Origin of the sequence: Microcella sp. (assembly GCF_046296455.1) — a bacterium.
Lineage (GTDB): Bacteria > Actinomycetota > Actinomycetes > Actinomycetales > Microbacteriaceae > Microcella.
The window spans coordinates 1-18,718 of the sequence record NZ_JBKBLF010000020.1 but is presented as its reverse complement, the minus strand read 5'-3'; the positions used below and the strand labels follow the sequence as shown (position 1 = coordinate 18,718).

13 protein-coding genes are annotated in these 18,718 nt (G+C 71.7%); 12 read left to right on the top strand and 1 reads right to left on the bottom strand.

Going from position 1 to position 18,718, the window contains the following annotated elements; genetic code table 11:
* Positions 1 to 39: 39 nt before the first annotated feature.
* The 5 genes from ACK4HH_RS10505 (at position 40) to ACK4HH_RS10485 (ending at position 9,781) form a co-directional block, all read left to right on the top strand.
* Positions 40 to 2,001, top strand: coding sequence for a M13 family metallopeptidase (locus ACK4HH_RS10505; protein WP_409651462.1), 1,962 nt, complete (start codon positions 40 to 42; stop codon positions 1,999 to 2,001).
* Positions 2,002 to 2,069: 68 nt separating this feature from the next.
* Positions 2,070 to 2,903 carry a serine hydrolase gene (locus ACK4HH_RS10500; protein WP_409651459.1) on the top strand — a complete coding sequence of 278 codons (834 nt, stop codon included), beginning with the start codon at positions 2,070 to 2,072 and terminating at the stop codon, positions 2,901 to 2,903.
* A gap of 308 nt (positions 2,904 to 3,211) precedes the next feature.
* Positions 3,212 to 5,536, top strand: a complete 2,325-nt coding sequence (locus ACK4HH_RS10495; RefSeq protein WP_409651456.1) for a hypothetical protein — start codon at positions 3,212 to 3,214, stop codon at positions 5,534 to 5,536.
* Positions 5,537 to 5,814: 278 nt separating this feature from the next.
* Positions 5,815 to 9,273 carry a hypothetical protein gene (locus ACK4HH_RS10490; RefSeq protein WP_409651453.1) on the top strand — a complete coding sequence of 1,153 codons (3,459 nt, stop codon included), beginning with the start codon at positions 5,815 to 5,817 and terminating at the stop codon, positions 9,271 to 9,273.
* Positions 9,274 to 9,373: 100 nt separating this feature from the next.
* On the top strand, positions 9,374 to 9,781 hold the full coding sequence (locus tag ACK4HH_RS10485) for a pilus assembly protein CpaE (protein WP_409651450.1): 408 nt from the start codon (positions 9,374 to 9,376) through the stop codon (positions 9,779 to 9,781).
* Here ACK4HH_RS10485 and ACK4HH_RS10480 read toward each other — a convergent pair.
* A complete protein-coding gene (locus tag ACK4HH_RS10480) occupies positions 9,736 to 11,016 on the bottom strand; it encodes a glutamyl-tRNA reductase (RefSeq protein ID WP_409651448.1) in 1,281 nt (426 codons plus the stop codon). The two genes, ACK4HH_RS10485 and ACK4HH_RS10480, sit on opposite strands and share 46 nt — an antisense overlap.
* Before the next feature lie 124 nt (positions 11,017 to 11,140).
* On the opposite strand from ACK4HH_RS10480, the gene hemE reads away from it, so the two are divergent.
* The 7 genes from hemE to ACK4HH_RS10445 all read left to right on the top strand — a co-directional run.
* Entirely contained in the window at positions 11,141 to 12,223 is a 1,083-nt protein-coding gene (hemE, locus tag ACK4HH_RS10475) for a uroporphyrinogen decarboxylase (protein WP_409651445.1), read from the top strand.
* Positions 12,220 to 13,557: a protoporphyrinogen/coproporphyrinogen oxidase gene (locus tag ACK4HH_RS10470; protein ID WP_409651442.1), complete on the top strand. Its 1,338-nt coding sequence runs from the start codon at positions 12,220 to 12,222 to the stop codon at positions 13,555 to 13,557. Before hemE ends, ACK4HH_RS10470 begins: the two co-directional genes overlap by 4 nt.
* A complete protein-coding gene (hemQ, locus tag ACK4HH_RS10465) occupies positions 13,554 to 14,219 on the top strand; it encodes a hydrogen peroxide-dependent heme synthase (protein ID WP_409651439.1) in 666 nt (221 codons plus the stop codon). The genes ACK4HH_RS10470 and hemQ overlap by 4 nt, the downstream gene beginning before the upstream one ends.
* A gap of 2 nt (positions 14,220 to 14,221) precedes the next feature.
* Positions 14,222 to 15,418: a ferrochelatase gene (locus ACK4HH_RS10460; protein WP_409651507.1), complete on the top strand. Its 1,197-nt coding sequence runs from the start codon at positions 14,222 to 14,224 to the stop codon at positions 15,416 to 15,418.
* Entirely contained in the window at positions 15,415 to 16,401 is a 987-nt protein-coding gene (gene hemC / locus ACK4HH_RS10455) for a hydroxymethylbilane synthase (protein WP_409651436.1), read from the top strand. The genes ACK4HH_RS10460 and hemC overlap by 4 nt, the downstream gene beginning before the upstream one ends.
* On the top strand, positions 16,398 to 17,384 hold the full coding sequence (gene hemB, locus ACK4HH_RS10450) for a porphobilinogen synthase (RefSeq protein ID WP_409651433.1): 987 nt from the start codon (positions 16,398 to 16,400) through the stop codon (positions 17,382 to 17,384). The genes hemC and hemB overlap by 4 nt, the downstream gene beginning before the upstream one ends.
* On the top strand, positions 17,381 to 18,718 hold a 1,338-nt coding region (locus ACK4HH_RS10445; protein ID WP_409651430.1), incomplete at its 3' end, for a glutamate-1-semialdehyde 2,1-aminomutase. The genes hemB and ACK4HH_RS10445, both read left to right, overlap by 4 nt.

Here is an 18,718-nt window from a genome sequence, read left to right as displayed (position 1 = left end):
ACCGCCCTCAGCGCAGGGCGTGCGGTTAGGCTCTCCCGCGTGACTGACGTGCTCGCGAGCGGCATCGACCGCGCTGAACTCGACCCCGACATCCGGCCGCACGACGACTTGTACCGGCACGTGAACGGGCGCTGGGTCGCGCGCACGCCCATTCCGGCCGACAAGGCGCGCTACGGCTCGTTCATGATCCTGGCCGAAGAGGCCGAGAAGGCCGTGCGCGAGATCATCGAGCAGGCGCAGTCGGCCGAGCCCGGCACGCTCGAGAAGAAGGTCGGCGACCTCTACGCGAGCTTCATGGATGCCGACCGCATCGAAGCCCTCGGCGCGACCCCGCTCGCCCCGCTGCTCGCCGAGGTCGACGCGATCGATTCGGTGGATGCCCTGCTCACGACCCTCGGCCGCCTCGAACGCCGCGGCGTCGCCGGCGTGGTGCAGCTCTTCGTCGACAACGACCCGGGCGACCCCGAGCGCTACCTCGTGTTCGTCGAGCAGGGCGGTATCGGCCTGCCCGACGAGTCGTACTACCGCGACGAGGCGCACGCCGAGACCCGCACCGCCTACCGCGGGCACGTCGAGCGCATGCTCGCGCTCGCGGGTCTCGACGACGCCGATGCGCGGGCCGAGCGCGTCATCGCGCTCGAGGCCGCGCTCGCGGCGCACCACTGGGACAAGGTGCGCAATCGCGATGCGCAGGCCACCTACAACCTCGCCACCTGGAGCGACTGGGCGAGCAGCGCCGCGGGCGTCGACCTCGCCCGGTGGCGCGAGGGCTACGGAATTCCCGCCACGGCGCTCGCCGAGGTCGTGCTGCGCCAGCCCGACTTCACGCCGGGACTCGCCGCCGAGCTCACCGGCCGCGACCTGTCTGAGTGGCGCGACTGGCTGCGCTTCGCCGTCGTGCGGTCGATGGCCCCCTACCTGTCGAGCGCGTTCGTCGACGAGAACTTCGCCTTCTACGGCCGCACCCTCACGGGGGCGCCCGAGCTGCGCGCGCGCTGGAAGCGCGGTGTCGCGCTCGTCGAGCGCGCCATGGGCGAGGCGGTCGGTCAGACCTATGTCGACCGGCACTTCCGGCCCGAGGCGAAGGCCGCGATGGACGACCTCGTCGCCCACCTCATCGAGGCTTACCGCCAGAGCATCGAGAACCTCGAGTGGATGACGCCAGCCACCCGTGAGCGCGCGCTCGAGAAGCTCGCGACCTTCCGGCCCAAGATCGGCTACCCCGAGCGCTGGCGCGACTACAGCTCGCTCGAGATCAGTGCCGACGACCTGCTCGCCAACGTGCAGGCGGCGGGCGAGTTCGAGTTCGCGCGCGAGCTGGGCAAGATTGGCTCGCCCATCGACCGCGACGAGTGGTTCATGACCCCGCAGACGGTCAACGCCTACTACAACCCGGGGTTCAACGAGATCGTGTTCCCCGCGGCGATCCTGCAGTTCCCCTTTTTCGACGCGGCGCGGGATGCTGCGGCCAACTACGGCGCGATCGGCGCGGTCATCGGCCACGAGATCGGGCACGGGTTCGACGACCAGGGCTCGCGCTTCGACGGCGACGGGCGGCTTCTCGACTGGTGGACGGAGGAGGATCGCGCCGCGTTCGAGCAGCGCACCGCATCCCTCATCGCCCAGTACGACGCGCTCGAACCGGCCGAGACCCCCGGGCACCACGTCAACGGCGCGCTCACGATCGGCGAGAACATCGGCGACCTCGGCGGCCTCGGCATCGCGTACAAGGCCTACCTGCTGTCGCTCGACGGCGCCGAGCCGCCCGTGATCGACGGGCTCACGGCATCCCAGCGGTTCTTCCTCTCCTGGGCGCAGGCCTGGCAGATCGCGATCCGCCCCGAAGAGGCGCTGCGCCTGCTCTCGATCGACCCGCACTCGCCCAACGAGTTTCGGTGCAACCAGATCGTGCGCAACATCGACGCGTTCTACGAGGCCTTCGGGGTGACGCCCGACGACGCCCTGTGGCTCGCGCCCGAGCATCGGGTGACCATTTGGTAGATGCCCCGCTGATACGCGATCGGGGCGCCCGGGCGGGCGCCCCTCGACGAGCGCGCCATCTGGCGGAAGTGCGGCAGCCGACTTTCCGGTCGGCGTACCGGGCGCTCGGCGCCGTGGCGTTCGAGGGCGCGCGGGTGTCGGTCGCGGTCGTCGACATCGAGACGGGAGAGAGCGTCTTCGCGGTCGACGAGCGCATCGTGCTGCCGACGGCGAGCATCGGCAAGATTCTGCTGCTCATCGAGGTGAGCGCGCGCCTCACCGACCGCACGGTGAGCGACTTCGCGATCGCCGACCGCGCCGCGGGTGACGCCGTGGCCGACAGCGGCATCTGGCAGCACCTGCAGGCCCCGGCCTTCCCCATCGCCGATCTCGCCGCCCTCGTCGGCGCGACGAGCGACAACCTCGCCACGAACGTGCTGCTGCGCCAGGTGGGCCTCGACGCCGTGCGTTCGCGCACCGAGAAGCTCGGCCTGGTGCGCACGGCCCTGCTCGACCGCGTGCGCGACGTGCGAGGGCCCGACGACGCGCCGCAGCTCTCGGTGGGCTCGACGGCCGAGCTCGCGTGGCTGTTCCAGGCGCTCGCGAACGGGCACATCATCGACCCCGTGACGAGTCAGCGCGTGCTCAGCTGGCTCTCGCTCAACGCCGACCTCTCGATGGTCGCGAGCGCGTTCGGCCGCGACCCCCTCTCGCACCGCGGGGTCGAGCACAACACGTGGATGGTCAACAAGACGGGCACCGACGTGGGGGTGCGCAGCGAGGCCGGCATTCTCCGCGGTCCGCGCGCGGGTCTCGCCTACGCCGTCTCGGTGCACTTCGACGACACCGATCTGCCCCGCCGACTGCGGGTGATGGATGCCCTGCGCGCGTTCGGCGTCGACCTCTTGGAGTTCGTGCACTGAGCGTTGCGGGCCGCGAGAGAAGTGCTCGTGACCCATTCGAGGGTAGACCGTTCTGTCTGTCATTGCTCAACGTCGGATGACCGGAGTACTCTTCACGATCAGCGCAGGCTCGACATACCCGAAGTTCGTCGAGGGTTGCGTACGACACCCCGAATACCCGAATACCCGATTCCCCCGCGACGCTCGTCGGCGCGGGTCTTTGGGCTCCGACCCCCCAGGAGCACGTCATGTTGCGTACCCGAATTCTGGCGGCAGCGACTGCTGCCCTCTTGATGCTCGGCATGAGCGTCGGCGGCGCAGGCGCCGCCATGGCGACTCCGCCCGCCGATGCCGGCGTCAAGGTGTTCGTCTGCAAGTACGTCGGCACGCCCGGTACCGATGAAGTACTGCAGACGGGCAACAACCCGATCAGCGTGAGCGTCAACGCGATCCCCGACTACCAGGGCGTCGGCTCGTACTTCGCCGATGCTCAGGGGCGTTCCTACGTGCTCAGCGAAGACACGCGCACGGGCGGGGGCCAGCAGGGCGAGCCCGATGTCTCCGAGTGTCCCGACCCCGAAGGTCCGCCGCCGCCGCCGGAGCCGACGAGCGTTACGGCGCGTGTGACCTTCATCTGCAAGGTCACGACGGCAGGAACGGTCACCAACGTGCCGGGCACCTACGCGGCCGGTGACTACATCTTCCGCATCCGTCACGAGGCGGGGCCGGCGACCGACTACACCGCGGGTGTGGGCGGATCCGGACTGTTCTCGGGCAACCTGACCGTGGGCGAGGTCGAGTACACGACCACGCAGACCGCTGTGGCAGGAGTCAGCGTCAAGACGACTCCGCTGCCGAACACGTACAACGGCACGGCCTCGACCAACGAGACCGCGTGTGGAACGCCGCCGCCTCCGCCGCCGGCTCCGACCTGTGTTGTCGTGGTCTGGAAGATGCCCGGCTGGGCCAACAGCACGACGCCGACGTGGCCGCAGACGTACGTCTCGGTGCACGACACCGACTGCGACACCCCGATCAGCGAAGACGTGATCCCGCTCGGTAACGACTGCTACCAGCTCGACAAGTACTTCGAGGGCGAGACGACGACGAACCTCATCGCGGGCGGTTTCCTCAACGGACCGAACAACCCCGACGAAGACCTCGTGCCGGGTGGATGGGGCGTGGCGTACCGCCTCGCCCAGGGCCCGAACTGCGATCCGCCGACGCTGCCCGCGATCGGGGTCGTCGCTGACGCCGCGAAGATCACGTGCGACCTCGACGGCTGGTTCCGCTTCGGCCCGGGACTGGGTGTGAGCGCTGAAGACGCCGCGCTGCTCGACTGGACGGTGGGCCCCGTGGAGTACGAGAGCGACACCGCCACCGGAGTGCAGCACTCCGTCTCAGAGACGGTGACGATCACGATCACGGTGAGCCTCGACGAGAGCGCCGAGGGCGACTACGCGCTCGTCGACGAGTCGGGAGAGAACGTCATCCCCGATCCGGTGACGGGCGACATCACCTACACCTTCGAGTTCACCGAGCCCGAGAACTGCCCGACGCTCGAGGGCTCGACCGCGGTCAGCCAGTGCGAACAGGACGCTCCGTACCTCGAGTGGACGATCGACCTCACCGACGCCGGCGAGTCGATCGCGTTCCCGACGAACGCGACGCTCACGCTGCGCTCGAAGACCGACCCCTCGAAGTTCTACGAGTTCCCGGCCTTCGAACTGACCGGTACGGGCGCATCGACCGGCTCGGCCCTGTGGCCGGGGGCCGCGATCGACGGTGACGGCAACGGCACGGCGTGGCCCGGCTGGGCGTTCGTGGATGGCGAATGGGTCGTCGACGACAGCAACTTCGGGTGGGTGCGCGGCGCCGACGTCGAGCTCTTCATCCAGGTGAACCCCGAGATCGCCGTCGACGTGTCGTACCCCAACGCCACGCCCGACTGCGCCAACCCGCCGATCGTGGTTCCCGAGATCGTGACCGTCGACGAGTGCGTCGGCAGCGGCCGCGACGCGGTGCAGACGGCCACCTTCACGGTGACCTCGGCGCCGAACCTGCGCTACGTGTACACGGTCAACGACGGCCCTGAGGTCGATGTCGTGTTCCCCGACGGCGAGTCGGAGGTGACGATCGCGGTCGCCCCGCTCGACACGGTCGAGGTGACGGCGATCCCAGATGAGGGATTCCGACTGGCTGACGGCACCGATCCGTTCACCTACACCTTCATCGGTGCGGCCTTCTGCCCGGGAACCTTCCCGGCGACCGAGGCCGACGCGGATCTCGTGCTGCCGGACTGCCTCGGCAACCCGGGCTCGGTGACCCTCACCAACGAGGGCGGCGTGATCTGGACGCTCAACGGCGAGGTCGTTGCGGGCAACAGCTCGTACGACATCACCCCGGGCACGCAGGTCGAGCTCACCGCGGCTCTGGAAGGACCGAGTGACGAGTTCCCCGGTGGCTGGACGTGGAGTGATCCCGAGCAGCAGACCGCGTGGAGCGAGTTCTTCCCGGTCGCCGATGACGACTGCCTGCCGACCCTCGCCCTCACGGGTGCGGGATCCCTCACCAACTGGCTCGGCGTCGCCGCTGTGCTGATGACCCTGGCCGGCATGGGCTTCGTGCTGCGCCGCCACCGCGTCGAGGTGTGACACGCACCTCAGCGTGAAACCGGATGCGCCGGGCCGACCCGAATACGGCCCGGCGCATCCGCGTTCCCTGCCCCGGCGCGTCCACCCCCAGAGGGTGGGTAGACAGAACGGTTCATCGTGAGGGACTCTCGACGTCACGCTAGGATGACCCCAGGTCGTGAATTGGGCACACCCGACGTTCGCCCGAGGTCACGACAGCACCACATACCCGAATACCCGAACACCTGCACTCTCGTCACCCGCGAGAGCACGGGCTCCCTCCCCCAGGAGCACTCCCTATGCTGCGCAAAGAGCAGCGGCGCCGTGAGCGCCGCGCCGTCCTCCGCACCCGCGTCATCGCGGCCGGTACCGCCGTCCTCCTCGCCCTCGGCGCCGCTATCGGTGGTGCGACGGCAGCGACCGCGAACGGCGGATCCACCAACACCAACGGAGAGGCGTACTGGCAGCAGCTGCCGGGCGAGATCTGCGTCAAGCCGTCGTTCTCGACCGAGGACTCGGCCGCGACCCCGTACACCCTCCCCACGATCTCTGCCGACCGCACGTACTCGAAGGTCATCGTCAAGGCGGGCAGCTCGGGTCGCAGCGTGGTGAACGAGAACGCGGTCTTCACGACCGACAGAAGTGGTGGGACGCTGACGGCGGGTGACACGTTCGTGCACCCGGAGAAGGGCAGCATCAGTCACGTCATCTACTGCACCGTTCCCACGGTTCCGGCCGCGAGCACTGGCGTCGACTGCACGACCATCGAGTTCCTCGTCGGGCGGGCCCTCAACGGCTCCGACCACATCAATGTCGACATCGTGTACAACGGCACCCGCGGCCAGATCAACGTCGAGATCAACGAGGTTCAGCCCGCCAACGGCGACCCGGCGAGCTCTTCGGGCCTCTACGCGCTCTACAAGTTCGATGCGATCGGACTGGCGAACGTCAAGGTTCCGATCTCGGCCGCTGACGCGGCAGCGGGCCGCATCGTCTTCGCCTACAGCACCTACCTCACGGGGCAGTGGACGATCGAGTGGATCCAGTTCAACAGCACGTACTTCAACAAAGAGCGCGTCACCGCGAACTTCGTCGTGTGCGGCGACCTGCCCACCGATGAGCTCGTCACGCCCACCGCGCGCATGGTCGACCTCGAGTGCGACACCGCCGGTTCGTACACGCTCGACCGCGTCGAGGGCATCCGCTGGTTCATCGGCGACGCCGAGGTGCAGCCGGGAACGTACCGCGTGACCGAGGCCAGCACCGTCACGGTGCGCGCCGTCGCGATCGCCCCCGACTACGGCATCGAGCCGGGCGCCCAGACCGAGTGGACCTTCGTCTTCACCGAACCCGACGACTGCGTGCTGCCCTGTCTGCCCGCGAGCGCTGTGAGCTACACGTACTACAACCTCAGCACCGCCACCGTGGCCAACCCCGCCAACTCGGGCGTCATCACGGTCGCGGCGCGCGAGGGCTACAGCACCGAGCTCTGCAACGACTTCTGGGTCGTCGCCGCCGCGTGGAACTACACCTCGTCGACGAGCATCTGGCCGCAGACGCTGCGCTCGACCGACCCCGCGGGCGATCACAGCCAGGGCTACATCGGCTCGGTCGGCACCTACGCCTTCCACGCGCCCGTCGCGTGCGGTCAGGGCGATGTGTACGCATCCTTCACCGGCATGCCCTACGTCGGCCCCGAGCTCTTCGGCCCCAGCAACCCCTTCAGCGAGACCTTCTTGCACAGCATGGGCTTCACGGGCCCGAACCCGACGTACCTCAACACCGCGCCGGGCTGCAACGTCGTCAACCCGATCGCGCCGACGGCGAACCCGATCGTCGAGTGCGACACGACGGGCTCGATCGACATCGGCGACGTCGCCAATCCCTACATCGGCTACACCGTCTACCGCGGTGCCGCGGACGAGAACGGCTCGGTCGCGGGCCTCGCGACCGTCAACCTCGTCGACGCGACCGAGGGCGTCTTCACGGTCGTGGCGAACCCGCTGGGCGGCTACATCTTCCCGAACGGCACCGTGCGGCAGTGGGAGTTCAACCTCGGCGAGGCGTACGAGTGCGCCGAGCCCGAGTTCGACGGGCGCACGACGACGGCCTCGCAGTGCGACAACGACACCCCGTGGATCAACTACTCGGTCGTGGTCAACGACCCCGATGGGCAGCTGAGCAACACGACCGCCTCGATCACCTTCGTGCACCCCACCGACGCGACGAAGAACCACACCGTCGTGCTCGGCGAGGTGACCCCCGGCGAGGCGCTGCAGGGCCGCGTGCTCTGGCCCGGCGCGAGCGTCGACCCGATCACGAACGAGCCCACCGGCTGGCCGGGCTGGGCGTTCGTCGACGGCGAGTGGGTCGAGACGGCGGACGACGTCAACTTCCGCTGGACGCGCGCGCTCACCGAGGTGACCCTGTCGGTCAACCCGTCGATGCAGATCGCGATCGCGTACCCGCCGGCCAGCGATGATTGCGCCGCCGGTCCGGTCGAGATCGAGCCGATCGCCACGAAGAGCACGTGCCTCGACGGTGGTGCGGCGTCGTACACGCTGCCCGCGATCGACGCCGTCACGTGGTTCGTCGACGGTCAGCAGACCGCTGCCGGCACCATCCCGGTGCTCGTGGCGGGCGCGGTCGACATCACGTTCGCGATCGACGCCGACGCCGAGGGCGGGCCGTTCGCGCTCAAGCCCGGCGCCGCGCAGTCGTTCGCGTTCTCGTTCACCGACGACGAGATCTGCGATCTGCCCGAGTTGCCCATCACCGACGCGTCGATCGGCTTCATCGCCCCGACGTGCGAGGTGGGCCAGCTGCTCGACCCGACGAAGTTCGTGGTGACGGATGCGGAGCTCGCGCGCTACGCCCCCGAGCTGTCGTCGCTCACGGGCCCGACCTACTCGGTGGTCTTCGTCACGATCGACGACGACGCGCGGTTCTTCGACTCGTCGACGCCCGTTGCGGGCCGCACGGTCTCGGCCGGCGGAACGGTGCTGACCTTCACGGGAACCCTGCTGGGCCCCGACCCCGAGGCCTGCACGACGCTGCCGCTCATCGACCCGTTCGACTTCGTCGACACCTGCACCGAGCAGAGCTTCACGCTCTACTACGTGCAGGGCATCACCTACTGGGTGACGATCAACGACGACGAGCCGTTCGCCGCGGTCTTCGGGCTCGGTGAGGCGTCGCGCACGTTCCTCGTCGAGCAGGGCGACCGGGTCTCGGTCGAGCCGACGGCCGACCCCGGCTACCGGCTCGCTCCCGACCAGCCCACGCCGCTCGACCGCGCGTTCGCCGTCTACGGCGAGGACGACTGCCAGCTGCCCGAGCTGCCCAACTGGCCCGCGAGCGTCACCGCGGCCGACCAGGTGTGCAGCCCGCTCGGCATGACCGGCGGCACGATCACCGTGCAGTTCTCGACCGGCCCCGAGGGCAACCCCACTCCCGTGCGCTACTACCTGGCCTACGGCACGCCGCAGCAGCAGGAGCTCACGAGCGCCGTGACGGCGGTGGCCCCCGGCTCGCACGTCGTGACCGCGGTGGCCACGGTCTCGACCGACAGCATCAACGACGCCGGAAACACGGCCGTGTTCCCGGTGACCGTCGATGCCGCGGCCGACCAGGAGTGCGAGCTGCCCACGCTGGCGCTCACGGGAGCCACCTCGGCGCTCGCCGGTCTCGGAGCCTTCTCGCTGCTGCTGCTGCTCATCGGCTTCGGCATCATGACCGCGCGTCGCCAGCAGGCCTGACCGCCGCGCTGAGCGCATCCGACCAGTGCACCGGGCCGACCCGAAAGCGGCCCGGTGCACTGCTCTGCTCGCGCCCAGGTGAGCGCGCGAGCATGGCGGCATGATCAGCACCGGACTTGCCCGACAACTGCGTGACGCGGGCCTGCGCTGGAAGCCCGCCTCGGGCGACCGGTTTCAGATCGACCGGCACGAGTTCGACGCCGACGTCTTCACGGTGAGCGAGCTGACGATCGAGGCGCACGAGTACGCGACGGGCACTGCCCTCGGGTTCAACGGCACGACCGAGTGGGCCCTCGACTCGGTCGAGGTCGACGACACGCTCTGGCTGCCGCGCGAAGACCAGTTGCGCGATCTGCTGCGCACGGCCTTCCGCGGTCTCGAGCGCACCGGCGACGGCTATCGGGTGGTGATCGAGCTCGACGGTGCCGAGCGCGTGTTCGCCAGCGTGTCGGCGCCCGAGGCCTACGGCTTGGCGCTGCTCGCGCTGCTCGAGCGCGCGACGGCCTGAGGGCCCGCAGCGCCGCTCTCGAGCGCCGGCTCGGCGACCTCGAGGCCGTAGAGCGTGCGCACGGCATCGATCACCTGGTCACCGCGGCCCGCGGCGGCGTGCCGGCGGGCGAGGGTCGACGGCGTGTGCAGCAGCACGCTCGTGAGGTGCCGCAGCGCCTCTTCGACCCGGCCGTCGTCGCCGCGAGCCCGGGCGCGGTCGATCTCGGCCTGCACGACGCCGAGCACGTGCTCGCGCAGCGCGACGACGGCCGGCTCGACCGAAGCCGCCGTGACGTAGGAGTGGGCGGCGGCGTCGACGACCGCACGGGCATCCTCTTCGGCCGACCAGTGCACGAGCGGGGCATGCAGGCGGATGGTCTCGAGATCGAGAAGAGCGATGCCGTCGAGCGCGCCGACCGCGGGGTCGACGTTGCGCGGCAGGCCGAGGTCGACGATGAGCGCGCGGGTGCCGGCAGGCACGTCGTCGACTCCCACGCTCAGTCGCGTGGTGCACGTGATGACGATCTCGGCGCGTGCGAGGGCGGCCCCCAGGTCGTTCGTGGCGGTGACGCCCTGACGCCGGGCGAAGAGCTGGGCGCGACCCGTCGGCGAGTACACCGTGATGCGCTCGGCGCCGCGCTCGCGCAACGAGGCCACCGTCGTCGCGGCGTAGCGACCCGTGCCGATGAGCAGCACCTCGGTCGACGACCAGTCGGTCAAGCGGCTGCCCACGAGGTCGAGCGCGAGTCGAGCGAGCGAGCGCCCCGTGCGGCTCGCGTCGCCCTGGGCTCGGGCCGCGCGCGCCGTGCGGATCGCCTCTTGCACGACATGGTCGAGCCGACCCGAGCTCGTGCCCGTCGTGCGCGCGTGCGCGGCCGCTCGGCGCACCTGCCCGGCGATCTCCTCCTCGCCCACGGCGACCGAGTCGAGGCCCGCGCACACCGAGAACAAGTGGTGCACGGCGGCGGCGTCGTCGAGCACCTCGGCGCTCGTCGTGAGGCCGCGCGCGTCGTCGCCCCCGACAGCGGCGAGAGCGTGGTCGAAGCCCTGGCGGGCGAGCGCGTGCGCCGTGATCGCGGGCGCGTCGATCTCGAGGTAGAGCTCGACACGATTGCAGGTCGACACGGCGACCGCACCGCGCACGAGATCATTGCCGGCCGCGACCGTCTCGGCGAGCATCCCCGCGTCGACAGAGAGCCGTTCGAGGATCTCGAACGGGGTGTTCCGATGGTTCGCGGTCACGCACAGCAGCACGAGGCACCAGTGTAGGCGGGCCGAACTCCCCGATCCTGCATAACCCCCGGGGGGTACAAGTGAATCGTGCTCGACCTGTGCCCCCGCCGGGAGTTCTCTCCGGGGGCCGCCCTATTCTGTGGGGGTGACTCTGCCCCCCGCGCATCCCCTCGTCGATGGCCGCACCAACCAGTCGCCTCTCGTACGGGCCCTGCGCGGCGACCGGCCCGAGCGACCGCCCGTGTGGTTCATGCGGCAGGCGGGGCGCTCGCTGCCCGAGTACCGCGCGCTGCGCGCGGGCGGCGACATGCTGCAGGCGTGCCTCACGCCCGAGCTCGCGAGCGAGATCACGCTGCAGCCCGTGCGGCGCCACGGCGTGGACGCGGGCATCTTCTTCAGCGACATCGTCGTGCCGGTGCTGCTCGCCGGCCTGCCGATCCGTATCGAACCCGGGCGCGGGCCCGTGCTCGACGACCCGATCCGCACCGCCTCTGACGTGCTGCGGCTGCGCCCGCTCGACCCAGCGGCGCTCGAGCCCATTCGTCAGGCTGTGGCCATGACCGTGGCCGAACTCGGTGCGACGCCGCTCATCGGCTTCGGTGGCGCCCCCTTCACGCTCGCCGCCTACCTCGTCGAGGGCGGGCCCTCGAAAGACCAGCAGCGGGCGCGCGCCATGATGCACGCCGACCCGCGCTCGTGGGCCGTGCTGCTCAACTGGTGCGCCGACGTCACCGGCCAGTTCGTGCGCGCGCAGGTCGAGGCCGGGGCCTCGGCGGCGCAGCTCTTCGACTCGTGGGTGGGCTCGCTCTCGGCCGTCGACTACCAGCGGCGCGTGGCGCCCCACACCAAGCGGGCGCTCGACCACCTGCGCGGGCTCGAGGTGCCGCGCATCCACTTCGGTCTCGGCACCGACCGCATCCTGCCGCAGATCGCCGCCCTCGGGGTCGACGCCGTCGGCATCGACTGGCGCATCCCGCTCGACGAGGCGAGCGCGACGCTCGGCGACGCCCTGCCGCTGCAGGGCAACATCGACCCCGCGCTGCTGACCGCGCCGTGGCCCGTGCTCGGCGCGCACGTCGACGACGTGCTGCGCCGCGGTCGCCAGGCCCCCGCGCACATCGTCAACCTCGGCCACGGCGTGCCGCCCGAGACCGACCCCGACGTGCTCACGCGCCTCGTGCAGTACATCCACGCGGGCGAGACGACCCCGACGAGGACCGACTGGTGACCTCGCCCGACCCTGCTGAGTCCGAGCCCGCTGAGGTGCTCGTCGTCGGTGCGGGCATCGCCGGCCTCGTGCTGGCGCGCGAGCTCGTGCTGCAGGGTCGGCGGGTGCGCGTGCTCGACGCCTCTGATCGCGCGGGCGGGCAGGTCGCGAGCATCGAGCTCGACGGCCTGCGCCTCGACGCCGGCGCCGAGGCCTTCGCGACGCGCGGCGGCACGGTGCGCGAGTACCTCGAGCGCATCGGCCTCGCCGACCGCATCATCGCCCCGCGCGACGCCCCCGCCTGGCTGCACGCCGCCGAGGGGCAGACCGTGCCGCTGCCCGCCGTGAGCCTGCTCGGCATCCCCGCCGCGCCGCTCGCCGAGGACGTCGTCGCGGTGGTCGGCCGTCGCGGCGCCTGGCGCGGCCTGCTGGATGCCCTCCTCCCCGGCCCCGTCGGCTCCCGCCTGCCCACCGTCGGCGCGCTCGTGCGGCGACGCATGGGCGACGCGATCCTCGAGAAGCTCGTGGCGCCGGTCGTCGGGGGAATCCACTCGACGCACCCCGACGACCTGCCGGTCACGGCCGTGCCCGGGCTCGTGCACAACCTCCTGCGCGAGAACTCGCTCGGCCGCGCCGTCGCCCGCATGCGGATCGACGCCCCGGCCGGGTCGCTCGTCGCGAGCCTCGAGGGCGGCATGGCGACGCTCGTCGACGCGCTGCTCGCCGAGCTCGACCGCTTCGGCGTGCCCGTCGAGTACGGCGTGCGCGTCGCCGAGGTGCACCCCGACCACGTGGTTCTGGCGAGCGAGCGCGACGACGCCGAGCCCGAGGTTCGGCGCGGCCAGGTCGTCGTCGCCGCACCAGGGCTCGTCGACCCCGCCGATGGCGCGAGCGCCGTGCAGACGGCGACCCACCTGGCGCTGCTCGTGCTCGCGCCCGACGACGCTCTCGCGGCCGCGCCGCGCGGCACGGGCGTGCTCGTCGCCCGCGGCACGAGCGTCGTCGCGCGCGCCCTCACGCACGTCACGGCCAAGTGGGCGACCGTGCAGGCCGCGGCCGAGGGCCGCGAGGTGGTGCGGCTCAGCTACGAGCGGCCCCCGACGCTCGAGCAGGCGCGGCGCGATGCCGAAGCACTGCTCGGGGTGAGTATCCCGAGCGATCATGTGCTCGCCGGCGAGGTCGTGACGTGGCTGCGCGCCGGCCGCATCGCCGTGACCGACGACGGCATCCCGGTCGTCGGCGAGCAAGTCGCGGGTACCGGCCTCGCGGCCGTCATCGCGCACGCCCGCGCCACCGCCGAACGACTGGGCGCGCCCGACAATTCCGAGACCCTGACGAAAGAGAGCACCCCGTGAGCGAGACCCTCGCCTACACCGTCTACGTCGTGCTGCGGCGCGACCCCCAGCGCCATGCCGCGGGCGGCGGCGTGCAGGAGGCCGTCGAGGCCGTCACCGCGCAGGGCGTGACCGTGCGCGGCGTCTACGACGTGAGCGGGCTGCGCGCCGACGCCGACATCATGCTGTGGCTGCACGGCGAGACCGTCGACGGGCTGCAGGCCGCCGTGCGCACGCTGCGCCGCGCGCCGCTGCTGCAGGACGCGCTGCCGACCTGGAACGCCATGGGCGTGCACGTGCAGGCCGAGTTCAGCCGCAGCCACGCGCCCGCCTTCATGCTCGGCAAAGAGCCGAAGGGCTGGCTGTGCGTCTACCCCTTCGTGCGCTCGTACGAGTGGTACCTGCTGCCCGAGGACGAGCGCCGCGACATGCTCGCCGAGCACGGCCGCAAGGGCAGCGCCTTCACGGGCGTGCTCGCGAACACCGTGGCGAGCTTCGCGCTCGGCGACTACGAGTGGCTGCTGGGGCTCGAGAGCGACGACCCGCTCGAGCTCGTCGACATGATGCGCGACCTGCGCTACACCGAGGCGCGCCGCCACGTGCGCGAAGAGGTGCCGTTCTTCACGGGGCGCCGACTCGACGACGCGGCGCTCGACGCGCAGATTCTGGAGGTCTTGCGGTGAGCATCACCAATGGTCAGTACCCCCTCGCGGCGACGGAAGCGGCGCTCGCCGAATCCGCGGGCGGCCACGTCACCGTGCCGGTCTCCTACGACGCCGTCATCCTCGCGGGCTTCGGCGGGCCGGAGGGGCAGGACGACGTGATCCCCTTCCTGCGCAACGTCACGCGCGGGCGCGGCATCCCCGATGAGCGCCTCGAAGAGGTCGCGCACCACTACCGCCACTTCGGAGGGGTCAGCCCCATCAACCAGCAGAACCGCGAGTTGCAGGCGGCGCTGCAGGCCGAGGCCGACCGGCGAGGCTTGGGGCTGCCGATCTACTGGGGCAACCGCAACTGGGCTCCGTACCTGCCCGAGGCCCTGCAGCAGGCCTTCGACGACGGCCACCGCACGATCCTCGGCCTCGCGACGAGCGCCTATTCGAGCTTCTCGAGCTGCCGCCAGTACCGCGAGGACTTCGCGAACGCCCTCGAGGCCACCGGGCTCTGGGGCCAGGTGCGCATCGACAAGGTGGCGCAGTTCTTCGACGCGCCCGGCTTCGTCGCGCCCTTCGTCGCGGGCGTCGTGGATGCGCTGCGCACGCTCCTCGCCGACGGCGTCGACCTGACCGGGACGCGCGTGCTCTTCGCAACCCACAGCATCCCGACGACCGATGCCGAGCGCAGCGGACCGCGCGACGTCGAGTGGGGCGAGGGCGGCGCCTACGCCGCCCAGCACCTCGCCGTGAGCGGGGTCATCATGCAGCGGGCGCTCGCCGCCCTGCGTGACGAGGGCGCCGATGTGCCCGAGGTCGACTGGCAGCTCGTGTACCAGAGCCGCTCGGGCCCCCCGACGCAGCCGTGGCTCGAGCCCGACATCAATGACGCGATCGCGGAGCACGCCGCGGCGGGCGCGACGACGATCGTCATGGTGCCCGTCGGCTTCGTGAGCGACCACATGGAGGTCATGTGGGATCTCGACACCGAGGCGATGGAGACGTGCGACGAGCACGGTGTGCGCGGTGTGCGCGTGCCGACCCCGGGCGTCGACCCCGTCTACGTGAGCGGCCTCATCGACCTCGTCGAAGAGCGGCTGCGCGGCACGGCTCCCGCCGACCGCGTGCGCGAGACGACGCTCGGCCCCTGGTACGACGTGTGCCGCCCCGGCTGCTGCGAGAACGTGCGCGCGGGCTTCAAGCCCGCGATCTCGGGGCTCGAGCCGTGAGCGCGGGTTCAGCAGGCACGACGGCGCCGATCCGCCTCGGCACCCGCGGCAGCGCCCTCGCCCTCGCGCAGTCGCAACGCGTCGCCGACTCGATCGCGGCCCGCACGGGCAGCCCCGTCGAGCTCGTGACGATCTCGACCCTCGGCGACCGCTCGACCGCCCCGCTCGAGAGCCTCGGCGGCGCGGGCGTGTTCGTCACGGCCGTGCGCGAGGCCCTGCTCGCGGGGGAGTGCGACGTGGTCGTGCACTCGCTGAAGGACCTGCCGACGGCCCCGCACCCCGAGCTGCGCATCTCGGCGATTCCGAAGCGGGCGGATGCGCGCGACGCGCTCGTGGCGCGCGACGGTCTGACGCTCGAGCAGCTGCCGCCCGGCGCTCGCGTCGGCACCGGGTCGCCCCGGCGCCGCGCGCAGCTGCGCAGGCGGCGCGACGACCTCGAGGTCGTCGACCTGCGCGGCAACGTCGACACCCGCATCGGCCGCGTGCTCGGCTCTGAACCAACCGTCGACCGCGAGGGCGTCGAGGCCGACCTCGACGCCGTCGTGCTCGCCGTCGCGGGTCTCGAGCGCCTCGGGCGCGACGACGTCATCACCGAGCACCTCGGGATCGCGGGCTGGCCGACCGCCCCCGGGCAGGGTGCCCTCGCGGTCGAGACGCTCGCGAGCGTCTCGGGCCCGCTGCGCTCGGCCCTGCAGGGCATCGACCACGCCGCGACGCGCACGAGCGTCGAGGCCGAGCGCGCCGTGCTGCGCCTGCTCGAGGCCGGCTGCTCGGCCCCGCTCGGGGCCAACGCCTTCATCGACGGCGGCATGCTCTTTCTCGCCGCGCGCGTCTACTCCGACGCGGGCGAGCAGGTGTCGGCCGCGCACGCCCTCTACGTCGACGACACGCGCACGCCCGGCGAGGACGCCGCGAAGCGCGTCGTCGACGAGCTGCTCGAGCTGGGCGCCGCCGACCTCGCGCCGTTGGGCGGCGCGCGATGAGCGAGCTGCGGCCGAGCATCCGCCCCCGCCGCCTGCGCGCGACGGCCGCGATGCGCGGTCTCGTGCGCGAGACCGAGGTGCGGCCGCATCAGCTCGTGCTGCCCGTGTTCGTGCGCGAGGGCCTCGCCGCCCCGCAGCCGATCGCCTCGATGCCGGGCGTCAAGCAGCACTCGCTCGACAGCGTACGCGCGATCGCCGCGCGCGCGGCAGCCGCGGGCCTCGGCGGCATCATGCTCTTCGGCGTACCCGAGCGGCGCGACGCGATCGGATCGGGCGCGACCGACCCCGAGGGCATCCTCAATGCCGCCGCGCGCGCGGTCGTCGCCGAGGTCGGCGAGGCGCTCGTCGTGCAGACCGACCTCTGCCTCGACGAGTTCACCGACCACGGCCACTGCGGCGTGCTGGATGCCCAGGGCCGCGTCGACAACGACGCGAGCCTCGCGCGCTACGCGGCCATGGCGGTCGCGCAGGCCGAGGCGGGCGCGCAGCTGCTCGGGCTCAGCGGCATGATGGACGGCCAGACCGCGGTCGCCCGGGCCGCGCTCGATGCGGCGGGCTTCACCGACGTGGCCCTGCTCGCCTATTCGGCCAAGTACGCCTCGGCGTTCTACGGGCCCTTCCGCGACGCCGTCGAGTCGCAGCTGCAGGGCGACCGCCGCACCTACCAGCTCGACCCGGCGAACGCGCGCGAGGGCGTGCGTGAGGCCGCGCTCGACGTGCAGGAGGGCGCCGACATCGTCATGGTCAAGCCCGCCCTCGGCTACCTCGACGTGCTGCGCCGGGTCGCCGACGCCTCGCCCGTGCCGGTGTGGGCGTACATGGTCTCGGGCGAGCACGCCATGATCGCGGCGGCCGCCCAGCAGGGCTGGATCGACGGCGACCGCGCGCAGCTCGAGGCGCTCGTCTCGATCCGCCGCGCGGGCGCCGACGCGGTGCTCAGCTACGCGAGCCTCGACCTCGTCGAGAGAGGACTCATCACGTGACGCGCTTCGTCTCGGGGCGCACGCCCACCACGAATGCCGAGGCCTTCGAGCGGGCGCTCGTCGTCACCCCCGGCGGGGTCAACTCGCCCGTACGCGCGTTCCGCTCGGTCGGCGGAATCCCCGTCTTCCTGGCGAGCGGCCGCGGGCCCTACGTGACCGATGTCGAGGGCACCGAGTACGTCGACCTCGTGGGGCAGTGGGGTCCGGCGCTGCTGGGGCACGCGCATCCCGAGGTCATCGCCGCTGCGCACGCGGCCGTCGACCGGGGCCTCGGGTTCGGCGCCGCCTCGACGGGCGAGGTCGAGCTCGCCGAGCTCGTGCTCGACCGGCTGACTCTCGGCGAGGGCGACGCCGAGCGGCGCGGCATCGAGAAGCTGCGACTCGTCTCAACGGGCACCGAGGCGACCATGACGGCGATCCGGCTCGCGCGCGGCGCGACCGGGCGGCCGCTGCTCGTCAAGTTCGCGGGGCACTACCACGGGCACTCCGACGCGCTGCTGTCAGAGGCCGGGTCGGGCATCGCGACGCTCGGCATCCCCGGCTCGGCGGGCATCACGCCCGAGACGGCCGCGCAGACCGTCGTCATCCCATACAACGACGAGGCGGCGCTCGCCGCGGTGTTCGCGGCGCACGGCGACCGCATCGCGGCCGTCATCACCGAGGCCGCTGCCGCCAACATGGGCGTCGTGCCACCCAAGCCCGGGTTCAACAGGCTGCTCGCCGACACCGCGCACGCGCACGGCGCGCTGCTCATCAGCGACGAGGTCATGACGGGGTTCCGATCGACCGCGGCCGGCTGGTGGGGGCTCGAAGAGCGCGACGGCGTGCCCTACGACGCCGACCTCACGACCTTCGGCAAGATCATCGGCGGCGGCCTGCCACTCGCGGGCCTCGGCGGTCGTGCCGAGCTGCTCGATCTGCTCGCGCCGCTCGGCCCGGTCTACCAGGCGGGCACGTTGAGCGGCAATCCGGTCGCGGTCGCGACGGGGGCCGCGATGTTGCGCGGCGCGGGGCCCGAGGTGTACGAGCACCTGCCGCGCGCGGCCCGCGCGATCGGCGACGGCCTCTCGGCGGCGCTCACGACCGAGGGCGTCGAGCACGTCGTCGCCTGGGCGGGCTCGCAGTTCTCGATCTTCTTCCGGGCGGATGCCCCGCAGAACTACGCCGAGGCGCAAGATCAGGCGACCTGGCGCTTCGGGCCGTTCTTCCACGCGATGCTCGAGCACGGGGTCTCGCTGCCGCCGAGCGTGTACGAGGCGTGGTTCGTCTCGGCCGCGCACGACGACGCGGCGATCGAGCGCGTGCTCGCGGCGGCGCGGCCCGCAGCCCGCGCC